Raw genomic sequence first — 26,605 nt, 5'->3', positions numbered from 1 at the left:
ACAACACAACACGATCACGTAGTCCGGGTCCGTTTCGGCGAGAAGCTTCGGCCCCGGCGCCGGGGCCCGGGGGGCGCCGCCGTCGCGGTGGCGGGTCGGGGGCCTGGCCGGCCGACCCGGGGGGGGCCGGGCCGGCGGGCGCTGGGGGCGGGGGGGGGCCGTGGTGGGGGGGGGGGGGGGGGGGGGGGGGGCGGCGGGGGGGGGGTGGGGGGGGCGGGGGGGGGTGTGGGGGGGGGGGGGGCGGGGGGTGCGGGGGGGCGGTGCCGCTCTTCTGGCTGGGCAGGGTGGGGGGGGGGTTGGTGGGTGGGGGGGTGGTGGGCGGCGGTCGCCGCGCCCGCGCGGTGGTGGGGGGCTGCCGCCGTGGGGTGTGGGGGGGGGGGGGGGCCGGGGCCCGGCCCCCGCGGGGGGGGGCCCCCCGGCGCCACCCCCGCGATAAAAGGGGGAGGTGAGGATGCCCTGGTTCCTACACCACCGGGCCTGGCTCGACTGATACCGAGATTGGCCAGGTTGGTTGGCAGGCGCCCTTCCAAGTCGCCGACCAGATCGGGGTCTGCCACCACGGTGATGGTCGAGCCATGCGGCACATAGTCGTTGAGCTCCTCCAGCACGAGCGGAGCGAACTCGTTGAATCCGAACATCAATGCCCGTTCGGGTTCCCGTGTCGCGCTTGGTCGCTCGGGCACCGGGCCGGAGGCGCTCACGTCGGGCGCAGGTCGGAAGTGGATGCTCGAAGCATCCTCGGCGATGACAACTAGCTGGTCATCCTCGGCCACAACCGTTGACCCCGGCGGCCTCACGCTAACCCTCCCGTCGGCCGTGATCAGTCCAATCGGCACCGAGCGCTCAAAGCACAGCGCCGTGTCGGCAAGGCTCATGCCGACCACCTGGGGTATCCGCCGTGTGTAGATCTCGGAGCCTGAATAGTCGAACAGCTCAGCCAGCACACGGTCTACCCCTGGGTGGCGGCAGGCTTGGGCGATCACTCGCGCAGCGAGATTGCCTGTTTCGACCACCACGACCCGATCGCCCACCACGCTGCGCAAGGCTTCGGCAGATGCCCCGGTGCTCAGCTCTGCGACGATCGGTATATCGTCAGGGACCTTGAGGTCATAAAGCAGCGCAAGCACCGTCTTAATCACGCGTGCGTCACCGTCGATGGTCCCGTTGCGCATTACGACGACCGACCGAGCGAGCTGCGGATTGACAATACGCAGGTCGTTCGCGACATGGGGTTCACCCGTGCGAGTCACCACGCGAAGTCGCGGCGCCGCCCGCGTCCAGCCAGCGACATGCTCGTCCATCTCGGCCTTTTCACGCCCTGCGAGGATTACCAGCGACGCGCCCCGGTCGCCCTCACGTCCCTTCGCCAATTCGGCCACTAGGGTTTGTACCTTTGGAGACCAGCCCAACACCAGTGTGTGTCCGCTCTCAATCATGGGTGCCCTACCCCGCCCAATCCGACCCAGACGGGCGCTGATGCCGGTAGCTGTGATACCGATGACCGTGCTGACCAACAGCACGCCGAATAGCGTCACAGCCAGCGACGTCAGCCGCAACGGCCACGCCTCATCGCTGGCCATGGTGCCCGGGTCGAGCGCTCGGAGCAGAGCCTGCCAGAAGCCCTCGACGTAACCGAACTCGCGGCCCGACTCGTCGGTCAGTCCGAGCGCTCCGATCAACGTTGCCATCAGCAGCAGGAACCCCAGAATCAAGGCGGCCAGCCACACGATGACCCACCACACATCCCCGGTCGTCAGAGCGTTGTCTACGCGATAGCGCAGACGATCCCTGCGAGTGAATGACGGTCTCTTTCGCATCAGTTCGTTCCGATGCTGCGCTGCCGCCCGTTACTCATCGGTCAGTTCCAGCGCTCGTGCTCGGTCAAGCCGAGTGCGCGCTTCGTCGGCGAATGCTGCGTTGGTGAGACGGTCCGCATCGACGCTTATCCGGCTCATGCGACCGCCGCGGTCCAACACCAACAGATCATCGCTTCCGTCGACAGGAAGCACGGTTCGCACCCATGTCACAAGCATCGTCAGTCGGATAGTCGTTGGTTGAGAGTGTCTGACTGGTCGCAGGATGAATCGCCGACTTGTATGTGGGCACCGGTTCTTGGGGCTTTAGGGCCGTAGGTTCCGGTAGGTCGTCGGCCGGGGTGGCTCGTGAAGCGCCTGCCGCCTCCGGGTTGGCTCACCCAGGGTGTGCCTTCCCGGTCGACGACCGGCTGCGGTCTGGCTCAACAGAGGCGTGATTCCCATTGCAGCTGGTCTCGAAGCCGGCATGCCGACTGTGGTCTTCCATGTCAATGAGACCAAGGGACCAGGACCATGATCATTGAGTAGACCCGCACAAAGCCAGCCACACCGCAACGGCGTTGGATCCGGCGACGAACACGCCGGTGTCGTCGATCAGGATCGACGCCAGCATCGCCGGCTATCGCCAGCTGATCCGGTGGGCAGCCCAGTTCGAGAGCGCCGCTGGGCGATCGAGAACGCCAAAGGCCTCGGATCTCATCTGACCCAATGGCTGATCGCGAGGGATGAGGCAGTCGTCGACGTTGCGACGACAGCGACGTCACGGGTCCGCGAACTTTCGCGTGGCGGCCGCCGAAAGAACGATGTGATCGATGCGTCCGCTGCTGCGAGCGTCGCTGCACTCCATGGTGACGCGACCGTTGCGACCGCAGACGACGAGACCACAGTGTTTGCCCTGTTAGAAGAACGACGAGCAAACCTGGCTGCGCAGCGGGTGCGGACGGTCAACCAGCTGCACGCCCTCATGCGAGACCTGACGGCGGGTGGGGCCCGAGTTGCGTTGAGCGCCAATGTCGCGGCGGCGAAGCTTCGATCGGTGCGACCATCGACTCCGACAGGCAAAGCCCGCAAAGCAATCGCTTGGGACCTCGTCCGCGACATCCGTGCGCTCGACCGTCAACTCGCCGCAATAGCCGACCAGATGACGGTTGCGCTTGACGACTACGAGACCAGCCTCCTCGAGGTCGACGGGGTCGGACCGGTCCTCGCAACCAGATTGCTGGGGCGAACCGGCCGGCCCTCGCGGTTCCGGAGCGCGGACGCGTTTGCCAGCTACACCGGATCCGCGCCCATCGAAGCGTCCAGCGGTGAACGCGTTGTACACCGGCTTTCACGCAGCGGTGACCGCCAGCTCAACTCAGCGCTCCACCTCGTCGCGGTCACCCAGGTCCGCATGCGCAACAGCGCCGGGCGCGCCTACTTCGACCGCAAGATCGCAGAAGGCAAGACCCGCAATGAAGCAATGCGATGCCTCAAACGCAAGCTCGCCGGCCACATCTGGCGGCGCATGCTCGCCGACGAACGCACCCGCCTCAACCGCCACGACCCCGTCACCATCGCCGCTTGACAGAACACAGAGGCACCCTGGGTTTGATGGAGGCTCGGGCCATTTGGTTTCGACCAGCTCGCCGGTGTTGCTGAGCTGACGGTAGTGGTGCTCTTCGAACTCTGCTGGTGGGATGTCGCCGAGGGAGCTGTGGAGCCGTTCGGTGTTGAACCAGGACCCACCCGAGGGTGGCGAGTTCGACGGCGTCGACGTCGCGCCACGCACTTAAGGTGGATCAGTTCGGTCTTGTAAGACCGTTCACGGTCTCGGCCAGGGCGCTACCGTGGAGTCGGCGACCGAGCCGATTGACGGTGTGGCGCCGATCTCGGCGAGTCGTTCGGTGTAGCGAATCGAGGTGTATTGACCAGGTTCAACCAGTCGTTGCAACACTTGCCTGTCGGAGGGGCCGAAGTTGTTCGTCGAGGGCTTCGGCGGGGGTCTTCCAGCCGAGGATCTTGCGGGGTCTGTTGTTGAGGGCGTTCTGGACTGCGAGGAGTTCTTCAAGACTCCAACGGGAAAGGTCAGTTCCCCTGGGGAAGTATTAGCGGAGCAGTCCGTTGGTGTTCTCGTTCGTGGCGCGCTGCCATGGCGAGTGCGGCTCGGCGAAGAAGACCTTGAAGCCGGTGTCGATCGTGAACTGTGCGTGGGCTGACAGCTCTTTGCCTCAGTCCCTGGTGAGCGAACGACCGAAGCAGCCCTGCAGGCATGGACCCCATGGTTGATCCGAGGGCGTCCTTCATGGCAGTGGCGCCGTAGCCGCCGAGGGCCGGACCGTTCTTGACTGGTGGCTGGACGCCGTAGCCCTCGAGTCGGGGCACGTGGACGAGGACGGTGTAGCGGCAGGTGCGTTCCACGACAGTGCCGGTCGCAAAGCGGCCGCAGGCCGATGATGAGATCACCTTCCTTACGTTGGTGGTGGGGCCGGTGCGCTGGTTCGTAGCGTTCTGGTCACCCTTCGGCTAGCGGGCATGTGAGAGGGCCCGATAGTTGGTCCAGGGTCTTTGCGGGTTGGGGTTGGTGGGTGGTGGTCCAGTGGTGGGCGAACTCGGTGGGGGTGAGCCCCCGGTGGGCGGAGTGGGGTCGGTTGATGTTGTAGTCGATGCGGTGGTCCTCGATGAGGACTTGGGCTTCGAGGAGTGAGTCGAATTGCCAGCCGTTGAGGAGTTCGTCGCGGAGCCGGCTGTTGAACGATTCGATCCAGGCGTTCTGCCAGGGCGAGCCGGGGTCGATGAGCACTGCGTCGACGCCGGTGTCTGAGCACCAGTTGGCGATGGTGTGCGACACGAATTCTGGTCCGTTGTCGAACCGGATAAACGCTGGGGCTTGGCCCCGCTCGAGGGCGAGGCGGGCGAGGGCTCCAACAAGGCGTTCGGCGTCAATGGAGTGATCGACCACGATCGCCTGGCATTTGCGTGTGTATTCGTCGATGATGTTCAACAACTTGACCTGCTGTCCGTTGATCATCTGGTCGAACTGGAAGTCCATGGCCCACAGGGCGTTCGGTCGGATGAGGCTCATCGCCCCGATGCGGGTGCCGACCCCGGTGAGGCGTTTCTTCTTGCGTCGGGTTGGCACGCGGAGTCCTTCCTCGCGCCACAGGCGGCGCCCACGCCTGTTGTTGATCGGGTGGCCGTTGTTGCGAAGGTCAGTGGCCGCGCGGCGCCACCCCCAGCCGGGACGGTCTTTGCCGAACTGGCGCAGATGGGCCCGGATCTCGGCGTCGTCATCAGCTGGGACGGGCGGGGTCAGTCGTTGGGTTGAGCGGTGTTGGCCAACAGTGCGGCATGCGAATCGTTCTGAGACCGCGAAACGGGTTTGGGCCATCTCGACGGCGGCCCGTTTCCGGTTCGGGGTCAGAAGTTTCCAGTGATGATGTGAGGACCGGAATCTCCGGTGATGATCGAGCTGGGGCCTGCTGGTGTGACTCCGAAGTTTCCTGATCCGAACGGTGTCTTTCGAAGGACCTGTCGACCACCTGGATCCCCAGCTCGATCGTCTGAACCAACGCAGCCGTGCGTCGAGTGTGCCTCATAGGAGCCGGCCCCGACACTGTTGGCGGCCCATCACTGGCCTGTCCATCGAAGCCACGTCTGCCTATCGACAGGGAGAAGGACCATGGTTGGCATCATTGGTGGCGTCGATACTCACGCGGCCACACATCACGCTGCGATCATCGACGACGTTGGCCGCGCTCGAGGCGGCGAGTAGTTTCCTGCAACAACGCAGGGCTACTCCCGGATGCTCCGCTGGATGAAACAGCACGGCACCCTCACCGTTGTTGGTGTTGAAGGCTGCGGGATCTACGGGGCAGGGCTGGCACGACATCTCGACCGCAAAGGCATCGCCGTGGTCGAAGTACCTCGCCCTGACCGGCGTCTACGCCGTAACAGCGGCAAGTCCGACCCGATCGATGCAGAAGCAGCCGCCAGGGCCGTACTCGCTGGGACAGCCACTGTTCAGCCCAAGCTCGGCGACGGACCAATCGAAGCAATCAGAGCCCTGCGGGTCGCCAGAATCGGTGCTGTCAAAGCCAAAACGGCTGCCACCAACGCGCTCAAAGCGCTGGTCATCACCGCCCCTGAACCTCTCCGATCCCAGCTGGCCGGCCTCACCACCATCCAGCTCGTCAACCCCTGCGCCCGGTTCAGGTCCGAGCTGAGCGCACCCTACGATCCGACTCAAGCAACCAAGACCGCAATGCGTTCGATCGCTGTCCGAGCACGGCACCTGATCGACGAAACCCGCGCTCTCAAACGCCAACTCGACACACTCACCCAACACACAGCCCCGGCGACCACCTCCGTATTCGCAATCGGCCCTGAGACCGCAGCGGCACTGCTCGTCACCATCGGCGACAACCCGGACCGGCTCCGTAGCGAAGCCGCTTTCGCCCACCTCTGCGGCGTCGCCCCGATCCCCGCATCGTTAGGGAAGACCGACAGGCACCGGTCCACCGCGCATCGATAGTCCTTCCATGCCTGTACCACGATGATGCAGACGATCAGACCACACGAGCCCTGCACCAGTTGAAGGGGCTCAGCTCAACGCCGCCAAACAGCTCTCGGCCGATTGACCCCAATCGAGTACGAGACCATCATCGAACCAGGCGCCACCCAACAGCCTACCCCCAAATCCGAGCTCACCAGATCACGCGGCAGTCCCCTCCTAGCCAGCTGGGCGCATGGACCTAGCCGAATGGGACTAACAGGAGCCGGTGATCAGCCTCAATCAGAACGTCAGGCTGAGGAAAGAAGGCATCCATCTGCAGTCGACCCGATCCTGGCTCGTTCTCGACGCGTTCCACTCGGCGTACCTTCGCCAACCCCAGAAGTTGGAGTGGCGGCTGGGACCTCTGCCGAACCGCCAGGCAGGCCTCGTCAAAGGGTAGGCCGACCAACGCACTACCGGGACTGAGACCGCCACCAATAAATGGATCCGCACCCCGCCGAATTTCGTAATGCCGAAAGTGTTCTGCGTATTTGACAGCGGTACAGAACTCATCAAACTCGAGTGCGGACGACGTGCCTTCACTCTGTTCGACCGTTCGAAAATAGCTATCGACAAGATTGCGAAAAAAGTTGCGTCTTGGGACCTCAGTGTCAAAGATCCTATCCACAAACAGTTGCTCAAAGAGGAACCGAGAACTCTGGTGACGCGACTCGACGGCCACGTAAACACCGTCATGGGTAACAGACCCACCGAAGCCTGACGTATCGCCCAAGCCAGCATCCAGATTCTCAATGAAGCGGAGAGAATCCAAGTCCGTGACAGAGCGTCCTTCCCGGGGCGAAAACACATACACACGCTCACCAGGTTTAAGACAATCCACCGACTCAGGGTCACAGAGAGCTTTCACAATATCAACCATCTCCCGGTTCCGGCGGACCGTCACCACGTCGATACGCGCCTCCAAAGCGCTGGGTATTTCGGCACCGTGTTGGACATGCAAGATCAAGCCAATACCTTCGAGTAGATCTTCATCCAGCTTTCGAACAACGGACATCGCAAACGCCAAGGAGTCAGGTGTGGCGTAAACTATGTGGACTCGCGGGCCACCCCGGGAATCACCGGTGCGCGTCTCGCTCTGTTGAAGAATCCCGACTCGAAGCACGTCTCCGCACTGAAGGCTCAAAGCTGCAGCTGGCACACCGAGGAGGGCGTTGGAACCGCCGAGTGCCACATCAAGGCAAACTATTTGTGAAGCCCTGCATTCAAGCCGACTCGCCAGCTCTTCAAGCACGTCCTCTAGGTCAAGACGAAGCTGAGCGGCGTGCGTCCGGCCGAGGTCAGTTGCGGCCTGACCGACAACATGCCGAGCGAACTCGGCAAAAAGCTGACGTTCTTCAGGGGCCAGGACCACCAGATTGAGCCGCCATCCTGCCTCGCCTAAACCTCGCGCCGCCAGACCCTCGCGATACAACCCGGTAAACGCATAGAGACGCTCGATCGATTCAACAGTTGCAGACAAGTCGGCGCTGAGGTGATCCCCGAGGGCATCACCCGAGGTAGCCACCACGATTCGCTGGACGAGGTCATTGCTGATAGATCTTGCCAAAAGCCCTTCAACTCGCCTATTGCTGCACTCAAATAGAATCTTTGGCAACCTCGACTGAGTTCCGCCGTCAATTGATTCATGGACTAGGTTATCTAAAGCTCCAAGGTACTGAAGATTTGCATAGTCTGCTGAACTCGTACCATCGGCCAAAAAGATGATTTCCTGCGCTTCTATCACTCGAAACGAAGCCATGTCGTCGTGGACATCACCGCTAAGGACTTTGAGATGTAAGCGATCTCGTTGCTCAGCAGATTCGAGGACTGACGACGCTAGTCCTTGGTCTCGTGTCATGACAACTACAAATCTATCACTATGCTCCAGCAATTCCGAGATCACCGCAATATCATTGATCGTGGCTCCGATCAAGACACAGCGTGAAACTGGCGCCCCTCCCCGCGCCAGAATCTCCCCAAATTTCTGATGGGATGCACTTGATGGAGCACGCAGAATCTGAATGATCCCAGCAATCCCGACGAGCGGGAGCAGTCCAGCTAGCATAATACCTAAGATGGAATTGGGAAAGAGCTCACTCTCGTATCCCGATCCCAAAAAGGCTACGATCCAGACCAGAAATTCCTTCAGCGACTGATATTCAGGCTCGCCGCCATAGAGTTTAGTGTGGAATCCCTCCGACCAATATAGAAAACCGGCTGCGGACCCGATGAATAGCATGACGCTGAGGACTGCGTACGCAATCTTGTGCTTCAGAGCGAGGAGGGACAGGCGGTTGAACACAACGAAGGCATCTCTAAAGTGGGACAGAACTACTTGGCGGCGCCTTAGCTCGCGTCGGAACATGACGATGGAGGCCACTGCCACGCCAACTCCGATCATCGCCAAAATGGCGCGTGCGGGCGTATCATACATAACTATGGGCGTATCAAGTCCTGTGATGACGTAGGCCAGAGCACCATTTAGACCATAGATGACGGCACCAAGTGCCAGACCCACCGCTGCAAAGGTGAACGTGCCGAACCTCACAAGATCACCTCGGTCCGGAACTTCAATGACCAACTCTGCACCTCTGGTACGTCGCAGACGATTTACCTCACGCTGAATCACATTGAACCAAAGTAGGCCGGCTAGCGCTCCGACAGGAGTGACGTAGGTGCTGATGTTGACCCCGACCAAGCTTGCCTGCTTTGAAACGTTACGCGCCAAATCATTCTGGAAATTGATTTTGGGTAGCGCCTCATTCACCAGGGCTGAGGCCGGGAGATCGTTGAAGAGGTTAACTAATGCTCCAGTGCCACCGATCCCGATAAATGGCGAGAGTGGGTCCCCGTTGGCGAGGCGCGCATTTAACCAAGGGACGATTTCGTTGGAGAACACGGAGAGGCTCGAAAATGCATCTGCCAGAACGAAAAAGGCCATACCGAAAAAGAATATTCCGGCAGGCATTGTCAGGAGGAGGGAACTCACTTTGCGCTTCGGAGCAGCGGATGAGCTTGATTCGGATCCTCGCCGAGCGAGCGGACGGACCCAAAGCCAAATCGCGAGGCACGCTATCGGCAAGGCCGCTAAATAGAGTGACAACCGGAGTTGTGAGACTAGCGCTAGCAGTACAACCGACGCTCCGAATGCAGCTACCCACTTCAGCATCTCCGGTGTAAGATTTCGATACTTGCTGAACTGCGGCACGTCGTACGAGGCGTCATACTCCCAACCACGAGTGAGTCGTTTGAATATACGCCCACCCGGAGTTTCGACCTTTCGCACCAATACGCTGATCGCAAGGTATGTAAGAAAGAAGGCAAATAGGGTGACCGGGGCCATGATGAAGAGATACGACCCGAAACTCAAATTCAATCCATCTGCAACAATAATGTTCGACGGCGAGCCAATAAGCAGACCCATAGCGACCGTATTTGCAGCGATGAACTGAGCGAGGAGTATGAGCTTTACATTTCGTATACGCGCCTGCACGCAAACCGAAAGTATAATCGGAGTGAGGGCCAGGATGACTATATCGTTTGATGTGAAAAATGTTAGCACTGAAGTGAGGATGAAGAAATACAGTATGAGGCGTGATGTCGACCCCCTGCACCGTTCGGCAACCTGGAATGCCACGAAGTGGAAGAAGCCGGACTCGCCGAGTCCTTCGGAGATGAGAGCGAAGGAAAGAATAAACGCCACGATTCCTCCCTTAGAAAGTAGCGCTGACGTCACCGATCCAAAGGGAAGTATATTGAATGCAAGGCCGATGGCGACAAGAGCGATTGGAAGCCAAGCCTCCCTTGAAGGTAAAGATCGTGCCTCCAACCAGCGTTCGAACGGTAGTCGTCCGGACGAAACGATCGCTACGATAGTTGTAAAGGCTCCTAGGAGAATGAACGCAGCGCCGGTTCCGTGGGTTGACAGATGGGCTGCAACGGGGGCGACTAGCGCAAGTGCCGGAAGAGCCAGGTCGCCGGGTACGAATTTTCTTGTCGTGCCTACTGAGTCCATGATGGGTCAACGTTAGTTCGGCGACTTTCGCAGTCCCGAATTGACAGATTCATAGGGTCAGGGGTGCGTCAGTTATCTGGCGTGACCCACCGCTGGCCGCGCATTGAGCCCAGGAGCAGCCGGGCACACGGACCAAAGCTGCTGTGCTTGAAAGATTCAGCGAATCGTCGGGCAGCGGGTCAGCCTGTTCAGAGATTCGGATCTTCCAAATCCTGCAGGATGCGGGCGCCTCAGAAGCGATGTCCAGCTATTCATCGTTGCGACGACCGCCGGACGACTAGCACCCGACGCTAGCTCCCGATGTCTTGAGAACCATGATCCGCTCGACCGAGCGATCGACTTGGGATTCGCTCAGGCGGCCATCGGCAACTGCGGCCTCCAGTTGGTCGAGCACCTGGTTCATCTGGTCGACATCGCCGAAATACAGGGCCAGGTCGTTGCCGGCGACGAGCGACGCCTCGACAGCATCGGGCACGGAGATATCACGGGCGGTGATCGCCCCCATCTCGGCCAGCTCATCGGTCACGGTCACCCCCTGGTAGCCGAGGTCGTTGCGCAACCAGGCCATCGCCTCGGGGTTCATCGAGAACGGTTCGCCGCCGTCGGTCAACCCGGGAACGTCAAGGTGGCCGGTCATCAGCATCGACCGATCCCCCATCTGCTCGAACATGCCAGTGAACGCCACGATGTCGTTCCCTTCGAGCGAGCTCAGCTCGGGCGTCTCGGCCGGGGCGTCGTCGCCGTGGGCGTCCGCCCGGCCATGTCCCGGAAAGTGCTTGAACGTGGGCAGAACGCCGGCCTCGCACAGCCCTTCGGCGAACACCCCGGCGGTGGCGACCACCTCGGCCGGGTCGTCCGACCAGGTGCGGTCACCGAGCGGGTTGGACCCGCCGGCCACGTCGACCACCGGCGCAAAATCCACGGTGACACCCAGTTCGGCCAGGCCGGCGCCCCGTGACCGGCCGGCCTCGCGGATGCGGTCCGCCTCCCACGCAGCCATCTCGCGTGCGGCCGGAAGCGGCTCGAGGATCGAGGCCAGCAGGTCGACCTGTCCCCCCTCGGCGTCCGTCGCCACGAACGGCGCCACCGGCCGGTCGGCGGCGTTGACGAACACCGGCGATGCGAAGACCTGTGTCTCCTTGCGCCCGGCGAACACTCCCCCGGCTCCGGCATCGATCAGCTCCTGGATTTTCGTCGGATCGGTGGCGCTGTCCTCCGGCGCATTGGTGCCGGTGAACAGCATCTGAGCCAGCTTCTGGCGCAGGGGCCAAGTGGATGGGGCGCCGTCGTCGGTCGGGGCCTCGGTTGCGGGCTCCGAGTCGGGTTCGGTGACAGCCGAGGTGTCCGGGGCCGCTGACGACGGGGTTGCCGCTGACGACGAGCTTGCCGCTGGGACCTTCGACGAGGCCGGCACTTCGGACGACTCCGCGTCATCGCCGCAGGCACTGGCGAACACCAGCGTCGCCACCACGAACGCGGACCAGCCGGCAGACCGTTTCGACCTACTCATCGTCGTTCGTTTCCTCACGTGTTCGGGGCTCAGTTTCGTTTGGGAAGATGCTGTTTCAGGGTGAGCGTGTCGGCGAACAGGTCGCCCAGTCGCTCGACCCGGGCCCGCACGTCGTCGATGTCGAAGGTGAGCGGTTCGCCCTCGGCGCCGGCGGTCACCTCGTCCCAACCGATCGGTGTGGACACCGTAGGCCGGTCTCGTGCCCGGGTGGAATAGGGCGTAATCGTCGTCTTGTGACGGCTGTTCTGCGACCAGTCGACCAACACCTTGTTGTTGCGCTTGGCCTTGGTCATCTCGGTCAGGACTCGCTTGGGCTCGCGCTTGGCCAGCAGCTGGCCCATGGCCAGAGCGAAGCTGGAGGTGTGGTCGTAATCGTGGGGCGTGTTCAACGGCACATACATCTGCAGGCCCTTGGACCCCGAGGTCTTGGCGAACGCGACCAGGTCGACGGACTCGAGAATCTCCCGCAGCCACAACGCCACCTCGCAGCAGCCGGACAGGTCGACGCCGGGGCCCGGGTCGAGGTCCAACACCAACATGGAGGGTGCGTCGAGGTCGCAGCCCTTCGACATATGGGTGTGCAGCTCTAAGGCCGCCAGGTTGGCGGTCCACACCAGCGACGCCGGCTCGTCGAGGGCGCACGCGGCGATTGCGCCCCGCCGGTCGCCAGGATCGTCCACGGTGCCCAGCCAGTCGGGACGGTGCGAGGGACAACGCTTCTCGAAGAAGCCATCGGTGCCGACGCCGTTGGGGTGGCGCACCAGGGTGACGCCCCGGCCGGCAAGGTGGGGCAGCATTACCGGGGCGATGGCGACGTAGTAGGCGATCAGGTTGGCCTTGGTGGTGCCCGTAAGCGGGTACAACACCTTGTCCAGGTTGGACACCTTCAACTGGCGCCCGTCGATGTCGACGGTCTGGGAGGTGGGCTCGGGCACCGTTCGATCCTGGTGAGCTAGGCCGACTCGGCAGCGGGCTCGTCCGCCTCGTCCTTCGGGGCCTTGCGGGCCTCCTTGGCCGCAGCCACGCTGGCCTCGAGCGCCGCCATCAGATCGATCACCTGATCCTCGCCGTCGTCGGTGGGTGCGCTGACCGATGTTTCGCTTCCGTCGGCCTTTCGCTCGATGAGCTCGAGGACGGCCTCACGGTAGGTGTCGCTGTATTTGGACGGGTCGAACGCCTCGGTGAGCGAGTCGATCAGCGACGAGGCCATCGCCAGCTCCTTCTCGGACAACTCGACGTCGGCGGGCTTCTCCATGCCGGGAATGACCTCGGGGGCGTTCACCTCGTCGGCCCACACCATCACCGACAACATCAGCTTGGTCTCAACCGAGCGGACGACGACCAGGTGCTGCTTGGAACGCATGACGAAGCGCCCCAGCCCCACCTTGTTGGCGTTCTCCAGCGCGGTGGCGAGCAGGGCGTAGGGCTTGGCGGCGTCGGCCGGAGCCGCCCAGTAGCTACCCGAGAAGTACACGGGGTCGATCTCGTCAAGGTCGACGAACTCCTCCAGCTCGATCAGCCGGTTCTGTTCGGGCATCAACTGCGCCATGTCGTCGTCGGTGACCACCACCCAGCTGCCCGAGCTCAGCTCGTATCCCTTGACGATCTCGTCGTAGGGCACCTCTTCGCCGGTCGATTCGTTCACCCGCTTCTGGCGGACACGTGCGTGGTCACGGCCGTCGAGTTGGTTGAAGCGAACCGATTGCTCGGACACCGCCGAGAACAGCTTCACTGGGATCGAGACCAGCCCAAAACTGATCGATCCGCTCCAGATTGCGCGTGGCATGGCACTCCCAGAACCGCCCGAGGACCTACATCCTACCGACCGCAGCGCGCAACCGGCGGACATCGGGCTCCGCCCACCGAGCTCGTCACAACCAGAGCGATGTTGCGAAAAGGTTACGAACGCGAAACACTTGTGCTGTCGCGCGTCGCCTGTCGACCGCTTCCCACGCAATCTCCCCCCCACCTGGAGCCCAGCCTTGGACGCCGAACGCTTGCACGACCTCTCACCCGAGCGACGTGCCCGCATCTATCGAGCCCGTCGCATTCGGGTGCTGATCGGGGCGATCGCCACCGGCACGCTCTTGGCCGGCACTGCGGTGGCTGCCGCCAGCACCTTCAGCAAGTCCGAGACGACGACCGCAGCAGCTTCGACACGGCGCAGCGACGACGGCACGCGCCGTCGGATGACCGATGCTGCAGGCCGCAAGGCCAGCGCGAACCGCGCCGAACAGGAAGACTGGGAGTTCTCCCGTCTGGTCGCCGAGACGCGTCGCGAGACCGAGCGCCGCACCGCCGAAGCCGAGGCCGCCGTGGCGGCGGCCGAGCAACGACAGGCCGATCAGGCTGCAGCCAAGGCCAAGGCGGCCGAGCAGGAGAAGGCAACTGCAGCCGCCGAGGCGGAGCAGGCGGCAACGGGCGCCGAGCGCATCGCCAAGGCCAAGCAGGCCGCCAAGGCCGAGAAGGGCGCCGAGCTTGCCGCTGCTTCTGGCCGCGACTCGACACCACCAGCCGACGCCGCCGCCGCCACGCAGCAGGCCAGCGCAGCCGAACTGGCAGCCGCCAAGAAGGCCGCCGATGGCAAGGCCTGGATGGAAGCAGCCGCCCGGGCCGAACAACAGCGAGCGGCTGCACCGGCGCCATCGGTTTCGGGGTCGATCGGTGAACCTTGGGTGGCACTCGCCGAGTGCGAAGCGAGCGGCAACTGGGCGATGAATTCCGGCAACGGTTACTACGGCGGCCTGCAGTTCAACCTGGGCACCTGGAAGTCCCACGGCGGCGTCGGGATGCCCCACGAGAACAGCCCTGCCCAGCAGATCGAGATCGCCAAGCGAGTGCAAGCCTCTCAGGGTTGGGGAGCCTGGCCCGCCTGCTCTCGCAAGATCGGGCTGCGCTAACCCGAGCCCGCATCCATCATGCGGGCTCGGCGATCACGCGGTTCTCAAGTCGGCCGATGCCGTCGATCTCGACGGTGACGGTGTCCCCCGGCACCAGCCAGCGAGGCGGGTCGAACCCGGCGCCCACCCCGGCGGGCGTCCCGGTGGTGATGACGTCCCCCGCCTCCAACGTCATCGACTGCGACAGGTACGCGATCTGCTCGGCGACGGGGAGCACCATCTGCGAGGTCGACCCGTCCTGGCGGAGTTCGTCGTTCACCCAGGTGCGAATGCGCAGGTCCTGGGGGTCGGGTACCTCGTCAGGCGTGACGACCCAGGGACCGATCGGCCCGTGCGTGTCGAACGACTTGCCCAGGGTGAAGGTGGGGCTGCGGCGCTGCCACTCCCGAACCGACACGTCGTTGACGACCAGGTAGCCGCCGACCGCCCCAAGCGCCTCCTCGACGCCGACGCGCCGGGTGCTCCGGCCGATCACCACGCCCAATTCGCCCTCGTAGTCGACTGACGCTGCATCTCGAGGCACCCAGATGTCGTCGGTCGGACCGGTGACGCAGGTGCTCTGCTTGTTGAAGAACAGCGGAGCGTCGGGCGCCGGCATGCCCATCTCGGCAGTGTGGGCGGCGTAGTTCTTCCCGATGGCCAGAAACTTGGGCGGCCGCGCAATCGGTGCCAGCAGGCGCACCTGCGACCGGGCCCAACGTCGCCCGGACAACTCGAGTGGTTGCCCCAACGGCACCCGGTCGGTCGGATTCGCCAGCTCGGCGATCTCGTCGTTCTCCACCACGCCGACCGCCACCACACCGTCGCCGGTGCTGAACCTCACCAACCGCATCGTGTCCCCCTCCTCGGCCAGCCCGTGTCACACGAGCGGGATCAGCCGACCGCAGCTACGCACCCGACAGCAGCGCACGAGCGACCAGGTCGGTGCCGAATGCCGTGAGGATGGCCAAATACAACAACCCGGTGGCCGCCATGACCGCGGCGTACTGGCGCTCCTTGAGTGCCGCCCGGGTGACGATGACCAGCACGATCGTCGTCACGGCGCTCGCCGCCCAGAACCAGCCGAGCATGCCCCCGTAGGCATCGTCGATCGTGCCGTTGAACACCGACACCATGCCGACGGGGACGAGGAACAGCGCCACCTCGACCGGCCAGGTGTACCCGACCCAGCGCACCAGCTCGAGCAACGGGGCCCGCGGCAAGCCAGGCTGCACCAGGTACCAGTGGCCAAGCAGCATCCCATCGGACACCGCGCCGAGGAACGCCGCCCCCGCCAGCCATCGGGCCACCGACAACACCGGGGCGTCGCCCCCCGAAGCCACTCCGCCGGCGATCAACGCAACGATGCCGAAGGCCACGGGGATGAGATCGAGCATCGGGGGGAACTCGGGGACCAACTCGTCGAAGACCTGCTCGTCCTTCTCGATGCCGGTCATCTGGGCGACCCGCTCCGAACGGGCCTGGCTGCGCTCCCGCTGGAGCGCCACCCCGGCGCCGCGGCGCTGCCACGACACAAAGGTCACCCCCACGGTGGTGATCAAGGCGAGCGCAGCCGCAACGTCGCGCACGGCGTTGGGTTCGTAGCGCAGCCCGACGACGACGGCGCCGGCGAACAGCACGCCCGTCGTGCCGCGGATCGTCCAGCCGTATCCGATGCCCACCTCGCGCCGGCGGCCGGTCAGGGCCAGAAAGGCGCCCATGCCGGTCGCCCAGGCGACCATGAACGTGGCGGCGTCCAAGGTGATCATCGACGCAATGCCTTTCGCTCGGGCGAGGGGGGGGTCGCAACTCGATGTGAGTTGCGACGGTGCAGTGCCCGGACGCTAGCCCGGTTGGGGTTGGAGGTCGCTTCGAGCGCGTGGCCCGGCTGTGCTGCGCGCCCCGCCGGCCCCATGAGCGGCCGCGGCGTCGGCCGCCTGGGCAGCATGGTGGGAGCTGCGGGTGAACGGGGACGACTCGGCGTGGGCGATGCCGGCCTCCCGTGCCAAGGCGCCGAACCGGTCGAAGTCGGCGGGGGTCCACCAGTGCGACACCGGCAGGTGGGCTGCGGTGGGCCTCAGGTACTGGCCCATCGTGACGATGCTGACGCCGACCCCGGCCAGATCGGCGAGGGTGGAGGCGATCTCCGCCTCGGTTTCGCCCATGCCCAGCACCATGCCGGACTTGGTGACCAACCCAGCGTCGGCCGCCCGGGCGAGCACGGCGAGGCTGCGGGTGTAGTCGGCGGAGGGCCGGGCGGCCCGCTGGAGCCGGGCGACCGTCTCGATGTTGTGGTTGAGCACGTCGGGGCGGGCGTCGAAGATGAGGTCGAGCGACTCCGGGTCGCCTTTGCAATCCGAGATGAGCACCTCGACCCGACATCCCGGCCGGGCCCGACGGATCGCTTCGATCGTCGCCGCAAACGCCCCGGCGCCGCCGTCGGGCAGGTCATCGCGAGCCACCGTGGTGACGACGGCGAAGTCGAGCCCCATCGAGACGACCGCCTCGGCCACCCGCTGGGGCTCGCCGTCATCGAGCGGGCCAGGGCGGCGGGTGTCGACCAGGCAGAACCCGCAGGCGCGGGTGCAGCGCTCGCCGTTGATCATGAACGTGGCGGTCCCGTCGGACCAGCACTCGGACAGGTTGGGGCAGCCGGCCTCCTCGCAGACCGTCACCAGGTCCAGCCCGGCGATCTGACGCTTGAGCGCCGTCACCTCGGGGCCGTGCTCGACTCGGGACCGCATCCACGAAGGCTTGCGCTCCCGGTAGGGCACCGCCTGGTCCACCCCCGCATCGGCCAGACGCTTGGATCGCCTTGGCGACAGCGTGACCGGCGAGGTTGTTGCGCCTCCATCTACGGGGTCGGCGGCAACCGATCGGGCTGTCGCTCCCCCTCCGGCGGATGCACCGGCCATGCTGACCCCGGCGTTGGCACCGGCTGCACCCGGGTCGGAGACGGGGGCGCGCCGTTGCGGCTGAACGGGGCCAGATCGTCGACATGATGGCGCCACACGACGTCGGAGCGGTCCCACGCCCGGCCATGCCCAAACGCCTCGGCGGGCGGCGCCCAGCGCTCGACCGCCCGGGCGATGAAGGCGTCGGTCGCTTCGGCCAGGCCGGCGTCGATCCCCTCGGCGGCCAAGGAGGTGATCCCGTACTCGGCGATGCCGCAGGGCACGATGTGGTCGAAGTAGCTCAGGTCGGGGTGGACGTTGAGGGCTACGCCGTGCAGGGTGCGGTTGCGCACGAGGCGCACGCCGATGGCGGCGATCTTGCGGGGCCGTTCACCCTCCGGCGCGATCCACACGCCGGGGTAGTCGTCCATCCGGGTCGCGCCGGGCAGGCCCAGGTCGGCCAGCGTGTCGATCACCACCTGTTCGACCGTGCGCACGTAGGCGACCGTGTCGGGCTTGTCGCCCCCGCCCCTCCCCGGCAGCGTCAGCACGGGATAGGCGGTCAGCTGCCCGGGCCCGTGAAAAGTGACGTCGCCGCCGCGGTCGGCCCGCACCAGCTCGGCCCCCGCCGTGGTGGGGTCGACGAGGATGTTGGCCGGGTCGGTGCGCACGCCCATCGTGTACGTGGGCTCGTGCTCCTGGCAGAGCAGCCAGTTGTCGGCGCCCCGCTGTGACAGCGCGTGCTGCAGGGCGTAGGCATCCCGGTATCGGGTGCGGCCCAACCAGCGGACGTGCAGGGGCGCCGGCTTCATCGGCGGGCGCTCACAGCTCGCCCGTCCAGTCGCGGGTTTGGAGGATCTCCTTCATGCGGGCGAGGAAGGCGGCGGCGTAGCCGCCGTCGAATGCCCGGTGATCCCAGGACATGGTGAGGTTGCCCACGGAATGGATGGCGATCGACTCGTGGCCCCGCTCGTCGGTGATCGCCACCGGGCGGCGGGTGATGCCGTCGGTCGAGAGGATCGCCACCTGGGGCTGGTTGATGATCGGCGCCACAAACAGCGTGCCGAAGCTGCCCGAGTTAGACAGCGTGAACGTGCCGCCCACCAGATCGTCCGGGCCGAGCGCCTTGGTGCGGGCCCGGCCGGCCAGGTCGGCGATGTCACGGGCGATCGCCCGCAGACGCTTGTCGGAGGCATGACGCACCACGGGGGCCAGGAGCCCCTCGAAGTTGAGATCGACCGCCACCGACAGGTTGACGTTGCGGTGAACGACCAAACCGTTCTCGTCGACCGAGGCGTTGATGTAGGGGAACTCCTCGATGGCGTCGACCGCCGCCCGGGCGATGAACGGCAGGTAGGTGAGGCTGTAGCCCTCGGTCGCCTTGAAGTCGGCGCCGAACAGGCTGCGGGCCGTCTCCACGCCCTCGAAGTCCACCTCGACGGCGGTGATGGCGTGGGGAGAGGTGGCCTTGGACGCCACCATGTGATCGCCGGTGCGGCGACGGATGTTGGTGAACGGAACCTCGGTGTCGTCCGCGCTGAGCGTGACGGGCGCCGGGGTGGGCACCGACGACTGAGGCTGGCTCTGCGGGGCCGGGGCGGGCGAAGCGGGCGCACCGAGGGCGAACGCCGGGGCCTGAGGTGCCGCTGGCGGAGCCTGGGCGCGGGCGGGCTGTGCAGCCGCGCGGCCGGAGCGCTGGGCGCCTGTGCGGGGGGTGCGGAGGCTGGCGCACCCTGACCGCGGGCCTCGATGGCGTTGACCGCGTCCTCGCGGGTGATGCGCCCCCCGGGGCCGGTACCGGTCACCTCGGAGGCGTCGAGGTCGGCCCCGTCCAGCAGCCGACGAACGAGCGGCGACAACAGCACGCCACTGTCGCTCGCCTCGGCCGCCGAACTCTCCGGCTTGGCCTCGCCGCTGGGTGCCGCCTGCTGGGGCTCTTCCTTCGGCTCGTCCTCGGGCTGAGCAGCCTCATCAACCGGGGTCTCTTCGGCTTCGGCCTGGTCCTCCGGCTGAGGTTCTGGCTCCGGCTCGCTGGCCTGCGCCACCTCGGGCTCGGCGGGCGCCTCTTCTTCGCCGCTGCCGGCGTCCTCGTCGGACGCGCTGGGCGCCGCTCCCTCGCCGACGACGGCGATCACCGTGCCGACATCGACCGTGTCACCCTCGGCGGCGCGCAACTCCTGCACCGTGCCGGCGATCGGGGAGGGCACCTCGGTGTCGACCTTGTCGGTCGACACCTCCAGCAACACTTCGTCCTCGGCCACCTCGTCACCGGGTTGCTTGAACCAGCGGGTGATCGTTCCTTCGGTGACGGACTCGCCCAGCTGGGGCATGGTGACGTCGGACATGGTTGCTGCTCCTGTGATGTGCGAACGGTGTGATGGCGAATTCGTTGATCTGGGGACGGGGCGCTACCCGTGGAGGCCGCGGCCTGTGAGGGTCATCACCGTCTCGCCGAAGAGCTCCGACAGGCTGGGGTGGGTCTCGAGGTAGTGGGCGATCTCGTCCACGGTCGCCTCCCCAGTTGACCGCCAGGTACCCCTGGCCGAGCTGTTCGGTGACCCACGGGCCGACCATGTGAACTCCGAGCACGCGACCGCCGGTGCCGTCGCCTTGATCCTCGGCGATGATCTTCACCAGACCATCTGTCTCGCCGATGATCTGTGCGCGGCTGTTGCCCATGTAGCGGCTGCTCGACACGACGACGTCGAAGCCGGCCTCCTTGGCCGCCTCCTCGGAGTATCCGGCGAAGGCCACCTCCGGCTTGCAGTAGATCGCCCAGGGAACAGCGTGGTAGTCGACCGGCACGGGGTGCTCACCGAGGATGTCGCCGATGGCGCAGATGCCTTCGGCGAAGCCGACGTGGGCCAGCTGGGGCGTGGCGATGCAGTCGCCGATCGACCACACCCCGTCGGCACTCGTCCGGCGCAGCTCGTCGACGGTGACGAATCCGCGGTCGTCGAGGTCGACTCCGGCGCCGTCGTCGACCAGCGAGTCGGTGTAGGGCCGGCGGCCGACCGAGACGACGACCAGATCGGTCTCGATCGTCTCGCCGTCGCCGAAGCTGACGGTGGTGGCACCCGAACCGTCCGGCTCGTGGCCGGTGACCTTCACCCCGGCGCACGTCGATCTTCTTCTTCTTGAACGCCCGCAACACCTGCTTGGCGACGTCCTCGTCCAGGCCGGGCAGGATTTTGGGCAGCGCTTCGAGAATGGTCACGTCTGCGCCCATGTCGGCCAGGGTCGAGGCGAACTCGCAGCCGATGGCACCGCCGCCGATGACGACGGCGCGACGGGGCAGATTGGCCAGCTCCAGGAACTCGTCGGAGGTGCACACGACCGAACCGTCGGGCTCGAAGCCGGGGATGGTGCGTGGCACGGACCCGGTGGCCAGGATGACGGCGTCGCCCTTCAGGGTGCGGGTGCCGCCGTCGGACAGTTCAACGGTGACCGAATGGTCGGATTCGAGGCGACCGGTCCCGGCGACGGTTTCGATCTTGCGCTGCTTGATCAGCCCGGACAGCCCCTTGTGCAGCTGATCGACAACCTTCTGCTTGCGGCTCTGGGTCACCGACCAGTCGACCTCGGGAGCATCGGTGGTGATACCAAAGGTCCCGGCGCCGAGCACGGTCTGATGGACGTGGGCGGTCTCGAGCAGTTCCTTGGCCGGGATGCACCCGCGGTGCAGGCAGGTGCCACCGACCTTCTCCTTCTCCACCATGGCGATCCGCAGACCGGCGCTGGCGCCGTAGAGCGCAGCGCCGTAGCCCCCGGGGCCTCCACCGATGATCACCACATCAAAATCGTCGGCGCCCTGCTGCGACCCTGACCCCTGCTGCGAAGCGTTGCTCACGCCGATCTCCTCACCACCGCGCCGTTCGGCCCCGGTGCCCATCCGAGACTACCCCGGTGTGACGCCGACACCGGCCGGTCGTCGCCCGCTCCATCGAAAGGACGGTCGCCAGCCGGCCGAACGGGCTCAGGTGTTGCCGGTCGCCATGACCACCTGGGTGACGAACGCCGCCACAATCAGGACCCCGCAGATGACGGCGGCGATGATCAAACGCTTGGTGCTCACGCCGAGGCAGGTTAGTCAGCGGTCGGTTCGGCAGCTGAACCTCGACGGCGGTTGACTAGGCGGATGGATATTGCGATCACCGGATCCGGCGGGCTTATCGGCACCGCTCTGAGCAAGGCGTTGACCGATCGGGGCGATCGGGTGCTGTCGCTGACCCGGTCGGCCGATAAGGCCAAGGGCGACCCCGACGCCGCCTACTGGTCGCCCTCCTACGGCAGGATCGACGCCGGTGCGCTCGAAGGCCTCGATGCCGTCATCCACCTGGCGGGTGAGCCGATCGCCGACAAGCGCTGGACCGACGATCAGAAGGCCAAGCTGCTCAACAGCCGCACCGAGGGCACCACGTTGATCGCCGAAACGCTCGCCGGGCTGGCCCGCCCACCGGCCACGCTGCTGTCGGCGTCGGCGATCGGCTACTACGGCGATACCGGCCAGCAACTGGTGGATGAGACCTCGCCGGCGGGGTCGGACTTCCTCGCCAACATCTGCGTTGCCTGGGAAGCGTCGACCGCTCCCGCCGAGGCCGCGGGGATCCGCACCGTCCACCTGCGCACCGGCATCGTGCAGTCGACCCAGGGTGGCGCGCTGCAGAAGCAGCTGTTGCCCTTCAAGATGGGGCTGGGCGGCAAGGTGCTGCCCGGCACCCAATGGGTCAGCTGGATCACGATCGACGATGAGGTGGGCTCGATCATCCACGCTTTGGACACACCCGAGGTGACCGGCGCAGTCAACCTGGTGGCCCCCAAACCCGGTGACCAACGCCGACTACGCGTCCGCGTTGGGCAAGGTGTTGCACCGGCCGACGTTCATCATCCCGCTCATCGGACCGAAGGTGCTGTTCGGCTCGGAGCTGGCCGAGTCGCTGCTGAAGACCAGCCAGCGGATCGACGACGGCGTGCTCGAGCGGACCGGCTACCGCTTTGCCCATAGCGACCTGGAGGCCGGGCTGCGCAGCCTGATCGACGGGGACCGCTAGGACGGCGGGGCGCCATCGTCCAAACTGGGAGCGCCGGGCCGGGAAGCTCCCGCCGGGCAGGACGGAAACATGATGGTCGAGAAGACAGCCAAGGACCAGGTTTCGGTGTCGCGACAGATCGACGCCAGCCCTGAAGAGATCTTCGACGTATTGGCCCATCCGGCCCGCCACTCCGAGATCGATGGCTCCGGCACGGTGAAGGACAGCCGCGACGGCCAGCAGCTGCGCCTGTCCCCCGGCGCCAAGTTCTCCATGGACATGCGCCTCGGGTTGCCCTACCGGATCAAGAACACGGTGGTGGAGTTCGAGGAGGGCCGCCTCATTGCGTGGCGACACTTCGGCCGCCACATCTGGCGCTACGAGCTCGAGGCCCGTCGACGGCGGCACCCTGGTGACCGAGACGTTCGACTGGTCGGGCGTGCCGGTGAAGGCCTACATCACCCTGATGAAGTGGCCGGAGCGTCACGAGAAGAACATGGCCGCCACGCTGGAGCGCCTGGCCGAGGTCACCGAAGACGGGGCCACCAAGGGCTAGCCGGTGAGTTTACCGAGCGCCGGCACCGACCCGGCCGACCGGCCCGGGGTGGCCGCCTTCGACTTCGACGGCACGCTCAGCGTGCGAGACACCCTCGTGCCGTTCCTCGTCGGCCTGGCCGGCCGACGGGCGATGGCGTCGCTGCTGGGCGGCTCCGGCGCCGAGCTGGTGCGCGGCCGAGGCCGCAGTCGCGACGCGGCCAAAACGATCGTGCTGCGGCGCGTGATGACCGGCCGCCCGGCGGTGGACGTGGCGGCGGCCGGCACGCGCTACGCAGCACGGCTGTTGCCCAGGCTGCGTCCCGACGGCCTCGAGCGGGTGCGCTGGCATCAGCAACGCGGCGACCGGGTGGTGCTCGTGTCCGCCTCGCTGGGCGTCTACCTACGACCCTTGGCCGACGAGCTCGGCCTGGACGGGGTCGAAGCCGTCGAGCTCGTCGTCGACGCTGACGGCCTGCTGACCGGCGCCATGATCGGACCCAACTGCCGGGGCCCCGAGAAGGTGGTGCGCCTCGACGGCTGGCTGGCCGGGGCAGGACTGGACCGCTCCAGCATCGAGCTGTGGGCGTATGGCGACTCGACGGGCGACGACGAGTTGTTGGCGGCGGCCGATCACGCCCATCGCTGCGGACGTCCACCGCGCAAATCGGGCGATCGCCGGGGTGTCCGCATCACCGGGTGACGGCGGCTACTCGATCACCGGCTTGACGTCGGTCAGGCCGATGTACACCGGGCCCGATTTCAGAGCGATCGGGTTGCCGGCATCGTCGGTCAGGTGCCAGGTGTCGTCCGGGTTGGCGCGGGACCAGGTGCCGTGGATGTAGTCCCGGCCGGTCATCACCCACGCTTCGCCTCCGCCAGTGGACGCCGCCTCGGGCGACCGGTCGTCGGCCGGCGACGGTGGGTACCCGGTGCCCAGGATCACCACCGAGGTGCGCCCGATCTGGTAGCCGGTGTCCTTGTCGATGTGGGGGCGGCCGTGCTGGAAGCGAAGCCACATCTGGGAGGTGTCGTCCCACTGCCACCACGAGTGCGACTGGCCGATGTCGACCGACACCTTCACCGGTTGCCCACTCACCGTGTTCACCCCGGCGCCGGCACCAAAAAAGTCGGTCTGCCTCCTCGGTGGCAGGGCCTCTGCGCCACGCGCGGCGATCCAGCCCGGGCGGTGACCGTAAAAGTTGTGCGGCTGCTGTCGGTCGTCGCTGCGGAAGAAGGAGCCGACCGCGTTGCGGTTGAGCATGCGCACCAACGTGCCGTCCGTCTCCCGGGCCTCCATCATCGCCATCACGTAGTCGTTACCGCCCGAGAACACCAGCATCGGCCGGCCCAGGCTCTTGATGATCGGCGGATCGGCGGTGCGCCCCGATCGGATCGGCCCGATCACGTCGGCCGCCCGGGAGTGGTACACGGCGATGAACCGGCTGACATCCTCGGCGCGGAGCTCGTAGATCAGGTCGGCACGATGCAGGTTGGTATGAGGATCGACCTCGGGGGCGTTGGACACCTTCACCGCGACCGCCGGCCCGGCAGCGCCCTCCGGCGAGTCGAAGCCCAGGTTGGTCAGCGGAGCACAGCACCCCTGGGGCCACGGCTCGGGCGGCAACACCGGCAACAGCTGGGGCCCCGCCTTGCCGCCGGAATCCGTTCCGATCGGCACCACCTCGACGTCTGTGACGGGCGCGACGGCCTGGGTGGTCGACGTGACCTCCTCCGGGACGCTCGACGGCGCCGAAGCCTTCTTCGAGGTACCGCTGACGCCCTTGGACGTCGACACGATGCGTCGACGAGCGATGGGCGTCTCGTCATTGGTCGAGACGGTGGAATCATCGCCCGTGCGCAGGACCAGCACCCCGGCCACCGCAGCGACGACGACGATCGGTGTAAGGAAGGCCAGTTGCCGGGGTGACATCGAGCGGACGGCCGCCCACAGTCGACCCATCGTGTCGCCCACCGTCGAGCGAAGGCGATCGATCACTGGCTACGTGACGGTGGGGGCCGTGGTGACCAAACCGACGTAGATCGGGCCTCGCTGCAGGCCGATCGGACGCCCGTTGAGGTCGTTCATCTGGAACGTTGCCGTATCTGCGCCTCGGCTCCAGCTGCCTTGGGTGACGGTCTGTCCGGTCAGCACCCACACCTGTCCGGAGGCCGCGACGCCCGGCTGCGTGGGGTACGTGACCGCTTCCAGGCTTCCGAAAGACTGCTGGTAGGCGGTGGTCATCACGATCACGGAGCTGCGACCGATCTGGGAGCCGTCGGTCTTGTTGATATGGGGCCGCCCGGACTGGAAGCGCACCCACTGCTTTGACGCGTCGTCGAAGACAAAGCCCGATCGCTGGCCGGCCACCTGCAGGTCGACGCGGCGAGCGGGTGTGGCTCCGGCGTTCTGCTGTCCATCCGCGAGGAACGCAAACTGGGGGTTGGGCGGGTAGGTGTAGGGGGCGTACTTCTGCACCAGGTTGTTGCGGCTGACGAACAGGTTGTAGTCGGTCGCTTTGGGGGACGTTCGGAAAAACTGGGGCGAGCCGTCCTGGTTCTCTTGGGCGTGAACCAGCCATCCCTCCTGCTGGCGCAGGTCAACCCTGGCCTGCACGCCCTCGTTGGCTCCCGCGTAGGCCAGGATCGGGCGCCCCAGCGGCGCCAGCAGTGGCAGGTCGCCGCTGCGCGCCGACCGGACGGCGCCGATCGTGTCGACATTCCGGGAGTGATACACCGCCAGAAAGCGACTGGCATCCCCGATTTGGTGGGCTGGTTCCTCGTAGATCAGGTCGGCCATGTGCAGCCCGGTCTGTGGGTACGCTTTTGGGGCATTGGACACCTTGACCGCCAACGCCGGCCCGCCCTGACCGAATGGTGAGTCGACCCCCAGACCGGTGAGCGGGGCGCAGCGACAGCCCTCCGGCCAGGCGACCGGCGGCACCGGGCCGATCAGCCCCGCGGTGAGGTCGACAGGGGTCGGCTGGCCGGGCTCGGGCGCACGCAGTTGATCGGATTCGCCTGGCGGGGCTGTCGGCACCGGGTCGACCGGGCCCTGGTCCTGGGGAAAGACCTGCGCATCGGCCTTCGCCTTGGCGTCGACCTTCGCCTTCTTGGCATTGGCGGCCGCATCGGCCTTGGCCTTTGCATCCAAGGCGTCGCCCATGCCTTGGGACGTGGAGACCAAACGTCGCGCCGGGACGGCCACGTCGTCTCGGGTCTCCACTTTGGCGGGGTCGGTGCGGTTCGATGCCATGGCGATGCCTGCCACCAGTGCCACCGCCACCACTGGGCTGGCCGCGAGCGCCCGCCGAGAGGTGACAGCTGTCGCCAAACCCTTAGGAAGCTTGGCGATGAAGTCTGGCAGCGCCACCCTGAACCTCCTAGGTCGGACT

General features: G+C 65.8%; 16 protein-coding genes and 5 pseudogenes. 7 read left to right on the top strand and 14 right to left on the bottom strand.

Annotated features, from left to right (window positions below; all coding sequences use genetic code 11):
• Positions 1-14: 14 nt before the first annotated feature.
• Positions 15-1,727 (bottom strand): hypothetical protein, encoded by a 1,713-nt coding sequence (locus IPN02_04435; protein ID MBK9296114.1) that lies wholly within the window; start codon positions 1,725-1,727, stop codon positions 15-17.
• A gap of 647 nt (positions 1,728-2,374) precedes the next feature.
• Between IPN02_04435 and IPN02_04430 the strand changes: the two are divergent.
• Both IPN02_04430 and IPN02_04425 read left to right on the top strand, forming a co-directional pair.
• Positions 2,375-3,381: pseudogene (locus tag IPN02_04430) on the top strand (IS110 family transposase).
• A 391-nt stretch (positions 3,382-3,772) separates the two neighbouring features.
• On the top strand, positions 3,773-4,012 hold the full coding sequence (locus IPN02_04425) for a hypothetical protein (GenBank protein ID MBK9296113.1): 240 nt from the start codon (positions 3,773-3,775) through the stop codon (positions 4,010-4,012).
• 296 nt (positions 4,013-4,308) lie between these two features.
• On the opposite strand, the gene IPN02_04420 is transcribed toward IPN02_04425, so the two are convergent.
• The gene (locus IPN02_04420; GenBank protein ID MBK9296112.1) at positions 4,309-5,370 is read right to left on the bottom strand and encodes an IS3 family transposase; all 1,062 of its coding nucleotides are present in this window, start codon (positions 5,368-5,370) and stop codon (positions 4,309-4,311) included.
• 240 nt (positions 5,371-5,610) lie between these two features.
• On the opposite strand from IPN02_04420, the gene IPN02_04415 reads away from it, so the two are divergent.
• Positions 5,611-6,327, top strand: a complete 717-nt coding sequence (locus tag IPN02_04415) for a transposase (GenBank protein MBK9296111.1) — start codon at positions 5,611-5,613, stop codon at positions 6,325-6,327.
• Between the two features lie 220 nt (positions 6,328-6,547).
• Here IPN02_04415 and IPN02_04410 read toward each other — a convergent pair whose 3' ends face one another.
• From IPN02_04410 to IPN02_04395, 4 genes are all read right to left on the bottom strand, one after another.
• Positions 6,548-10,363 (bottom strand): hypothetical protein, encoded by a 3,816-nt coding sequence (locus tag IPN02_04410; protein MBK9296110.1) that lies wholly within the window; start codon positions 10,361-10,363, stop codon positions 6,548-6,550.
• A gap of 277 nt (positions 10,364-10,640) precedes the next feature.
• Positions 10,641-11,873: a glycoside hydrolase family 3 protein gene (locus IPN02_04405; protein ID MBK9296109.1), complete on the bottom strand. Its 1,233-nt coding sequence runs from the start codon at positions 11,871-11,873 to the stop codon at positions 10,641-10,643.
• A 29-nt stretch (positions 11,874-11,902) separates the two neighbouring features.
• Positions 11,903-12,808, bottom strand: a complete 906-nt coding sequence (ligD, locus tag IPN02_04400; protein ID MBK9296108.1) for a non-homologous end-joining DNA ligase — start codon at positions 12,806-12,808, stop codon at positions 11,903-11,905.
• Positions 12,809-12,825: 17 nt separating this feature from the next.
• On the bottom strand, positions 12,826-13,659 hold the full coding sequence (locus IPN02_04395) for a Ku protein (GenBank protein MBK9296107.1): 834 nt from the start codon (positions 13,657-13,659) through the stop codon (positions 12,826-12,828).
• Positions 13,660-14,467: 808 nt separating this feature from the next.
• On the opposite strand from IPN02_04395, the gene IPN02_04390 reads away from it, so the two are divergent.
• Positions 14,468-14,773 carry a transglycosylase family protein gene (locus IPN02_04390; GenBank protein MBK9296106.1) on the top strand — a complete coding sequence of 102 codons (306 nt, stop codon included), beginning with the start codon at positions 14,468-14,470 and terminating at the stop codon, positions 14,771-14,773.
• Between the two features lie 16 nt (positions 14,774-14,789).
• On the opposite strand, the gene IPN02_04385 is transcribed toward IPN02_04390, so the two are convergent.
• The 6 genes and pseudogenes from IPN02_04385 to lpdA all read right to left on the bottom strand — a co-directional run bounded on the left by IPN02_04385 (position 14,790) and on the right by lpdA (position 21,496).
• A complete protein-coding gene (locus tag IPN02_04385; GenBank protein ID MBK9296105.1) occupies positions 14,790-15,605 on the bottom strand; it encodes a fumarylacetoacetate hydrolase family protein in 816 nt (271 codons plus the stop codon).
• 55 nt (positions 15,606-15,660) lie between these two features.
• Positions 15,661-16,521: a hypothetical protein gene (locus IPN02_04380; GenBank protein ID MBK9296104.1), complete on the bottom strand. Its 861-nt coding sequence runs from the start codon at positions 16,519-16,521 to the stop codon at positions 15,661-15,663.
• A gap of 75 nt (positions 16,522-16,596) precedes the next feature.
• Positions 16,597-17,667: a lipoyl synthase gene (gene lipA / locus IPN02_04375; GenBank protein ID MBK9296103.1), complete on the bottom strand. Its 1,071-nt coding sequence runs from the start codon at positions 17,665-17,667 to the stop codon at positions 16,597-16,599.
• A complete protein-coding gene (gene lipB / locus IPN02_04370) occupies positions 17,607-18,458 on the bottom strand; it encodes a lipoyl(octanoyl) transferase LipB (GenBank protein MBK9296102.1) in 852 nt (283 codons plus the stop codon). The genes lipA and lipB overlap by 61 nt, the downstream gene beginning before the upstream one ends.
• A gap of 10 nt (positions 18,459-18,468) precedes the next feature.
• Positions 18,469-19,991 (bottom strand): annotated as a pseudogene (locus IPN02_04365) (2-oxo acid dehydrogenase subunit E2).
• Between the two features lie 63 nt (positions 19,992-20,054).
• Positions 20,055-21,496, bottom strand: a pseudogene (lpdA, locus tag IPN02_04360) (dihydrolipoyl dehydrogenase).
• Between the two features lie 300 nt (positions 21,497-21,796).
• Between lpdA and IPN02_04355 the strand changes: the two are divergent.
• The 3 genes and pseudogenes from IPN02_04355 (at position 21,797) to IPN02_04345 (ending at position 23,913) form a co-directional block, all read left to right on the top strand.
• Positions 21,797-22,697, top strand: a pseudogene (locus IPN02_04355) (TIGR01777 family protein).
• 72 nt (positions 22,698-22,769) lie between these two features.
• Positions 22,770-23,232: pseudogene (locus IPN02_04350) on the top strand (SRPBCC family protein).
• A gap of 3 nt (positions 23,233-23,235) precedes the next feature.
• The gene (locus IPN02_04345; GenBank protein MBK9296101.1) at positions 23,236-23,913 is read left to right on the top strand and encodes an HAD family hydrolase; all 678 of its coding nucleotides are present in this window, start codon (positions 23,236-23,238) and stop codon (positions 23,911-23,913) included.
• 6 nt (positions 23,914-23,919) lie between these two features.
• On the opposite strand, the gene IPN02_04340 is transcribed toward IPN02_04345, so the two are convergent.
• Together IPN02_04340 and IPN02_04335 are read right to left on the bottom strand one after the other, a co-directional pair.
• Positions 23,920-25,209, bottom strand: a complete 1,290-nt coding sequence (locus tag IPN02_04340) for a DUF3048 domain-containing protein (protein ID MBK9296100.1) — start codon at positions 25,207-25,209, stop codon at positions 23,920-23,922.
• A gap of 3 nt (positions 25,210-25,212) precedes the next feature.
• On the bottom strand, positions 25,213-26,583 hold the full coding sequence (locus IPN02_04335; protein ID MBK9296099.1) for a DUF3048 domain-containing protein: 1,371 nt from the start codon (positions 26,581-26,583) through the stop codon (positions 25,213-25,215).
• Positions 26,584-26,605: the final 22 nt, after the last annotated feature.

Source organism: Candidatus Microthrix subdominans, from assembly GCA_016719385.1.
Lineage (GTDB): Bacteria > Actinomycetota > Acidimicrobiia > Acidimicrobiales > Microtrichaceae > Microthrix > Microthrix subdominans.
The sequence above is the reverse complement of the archived record's forward strand: the minus strand, read 5'-3'. Positions and strand labels throughout refer to the sequence as shown.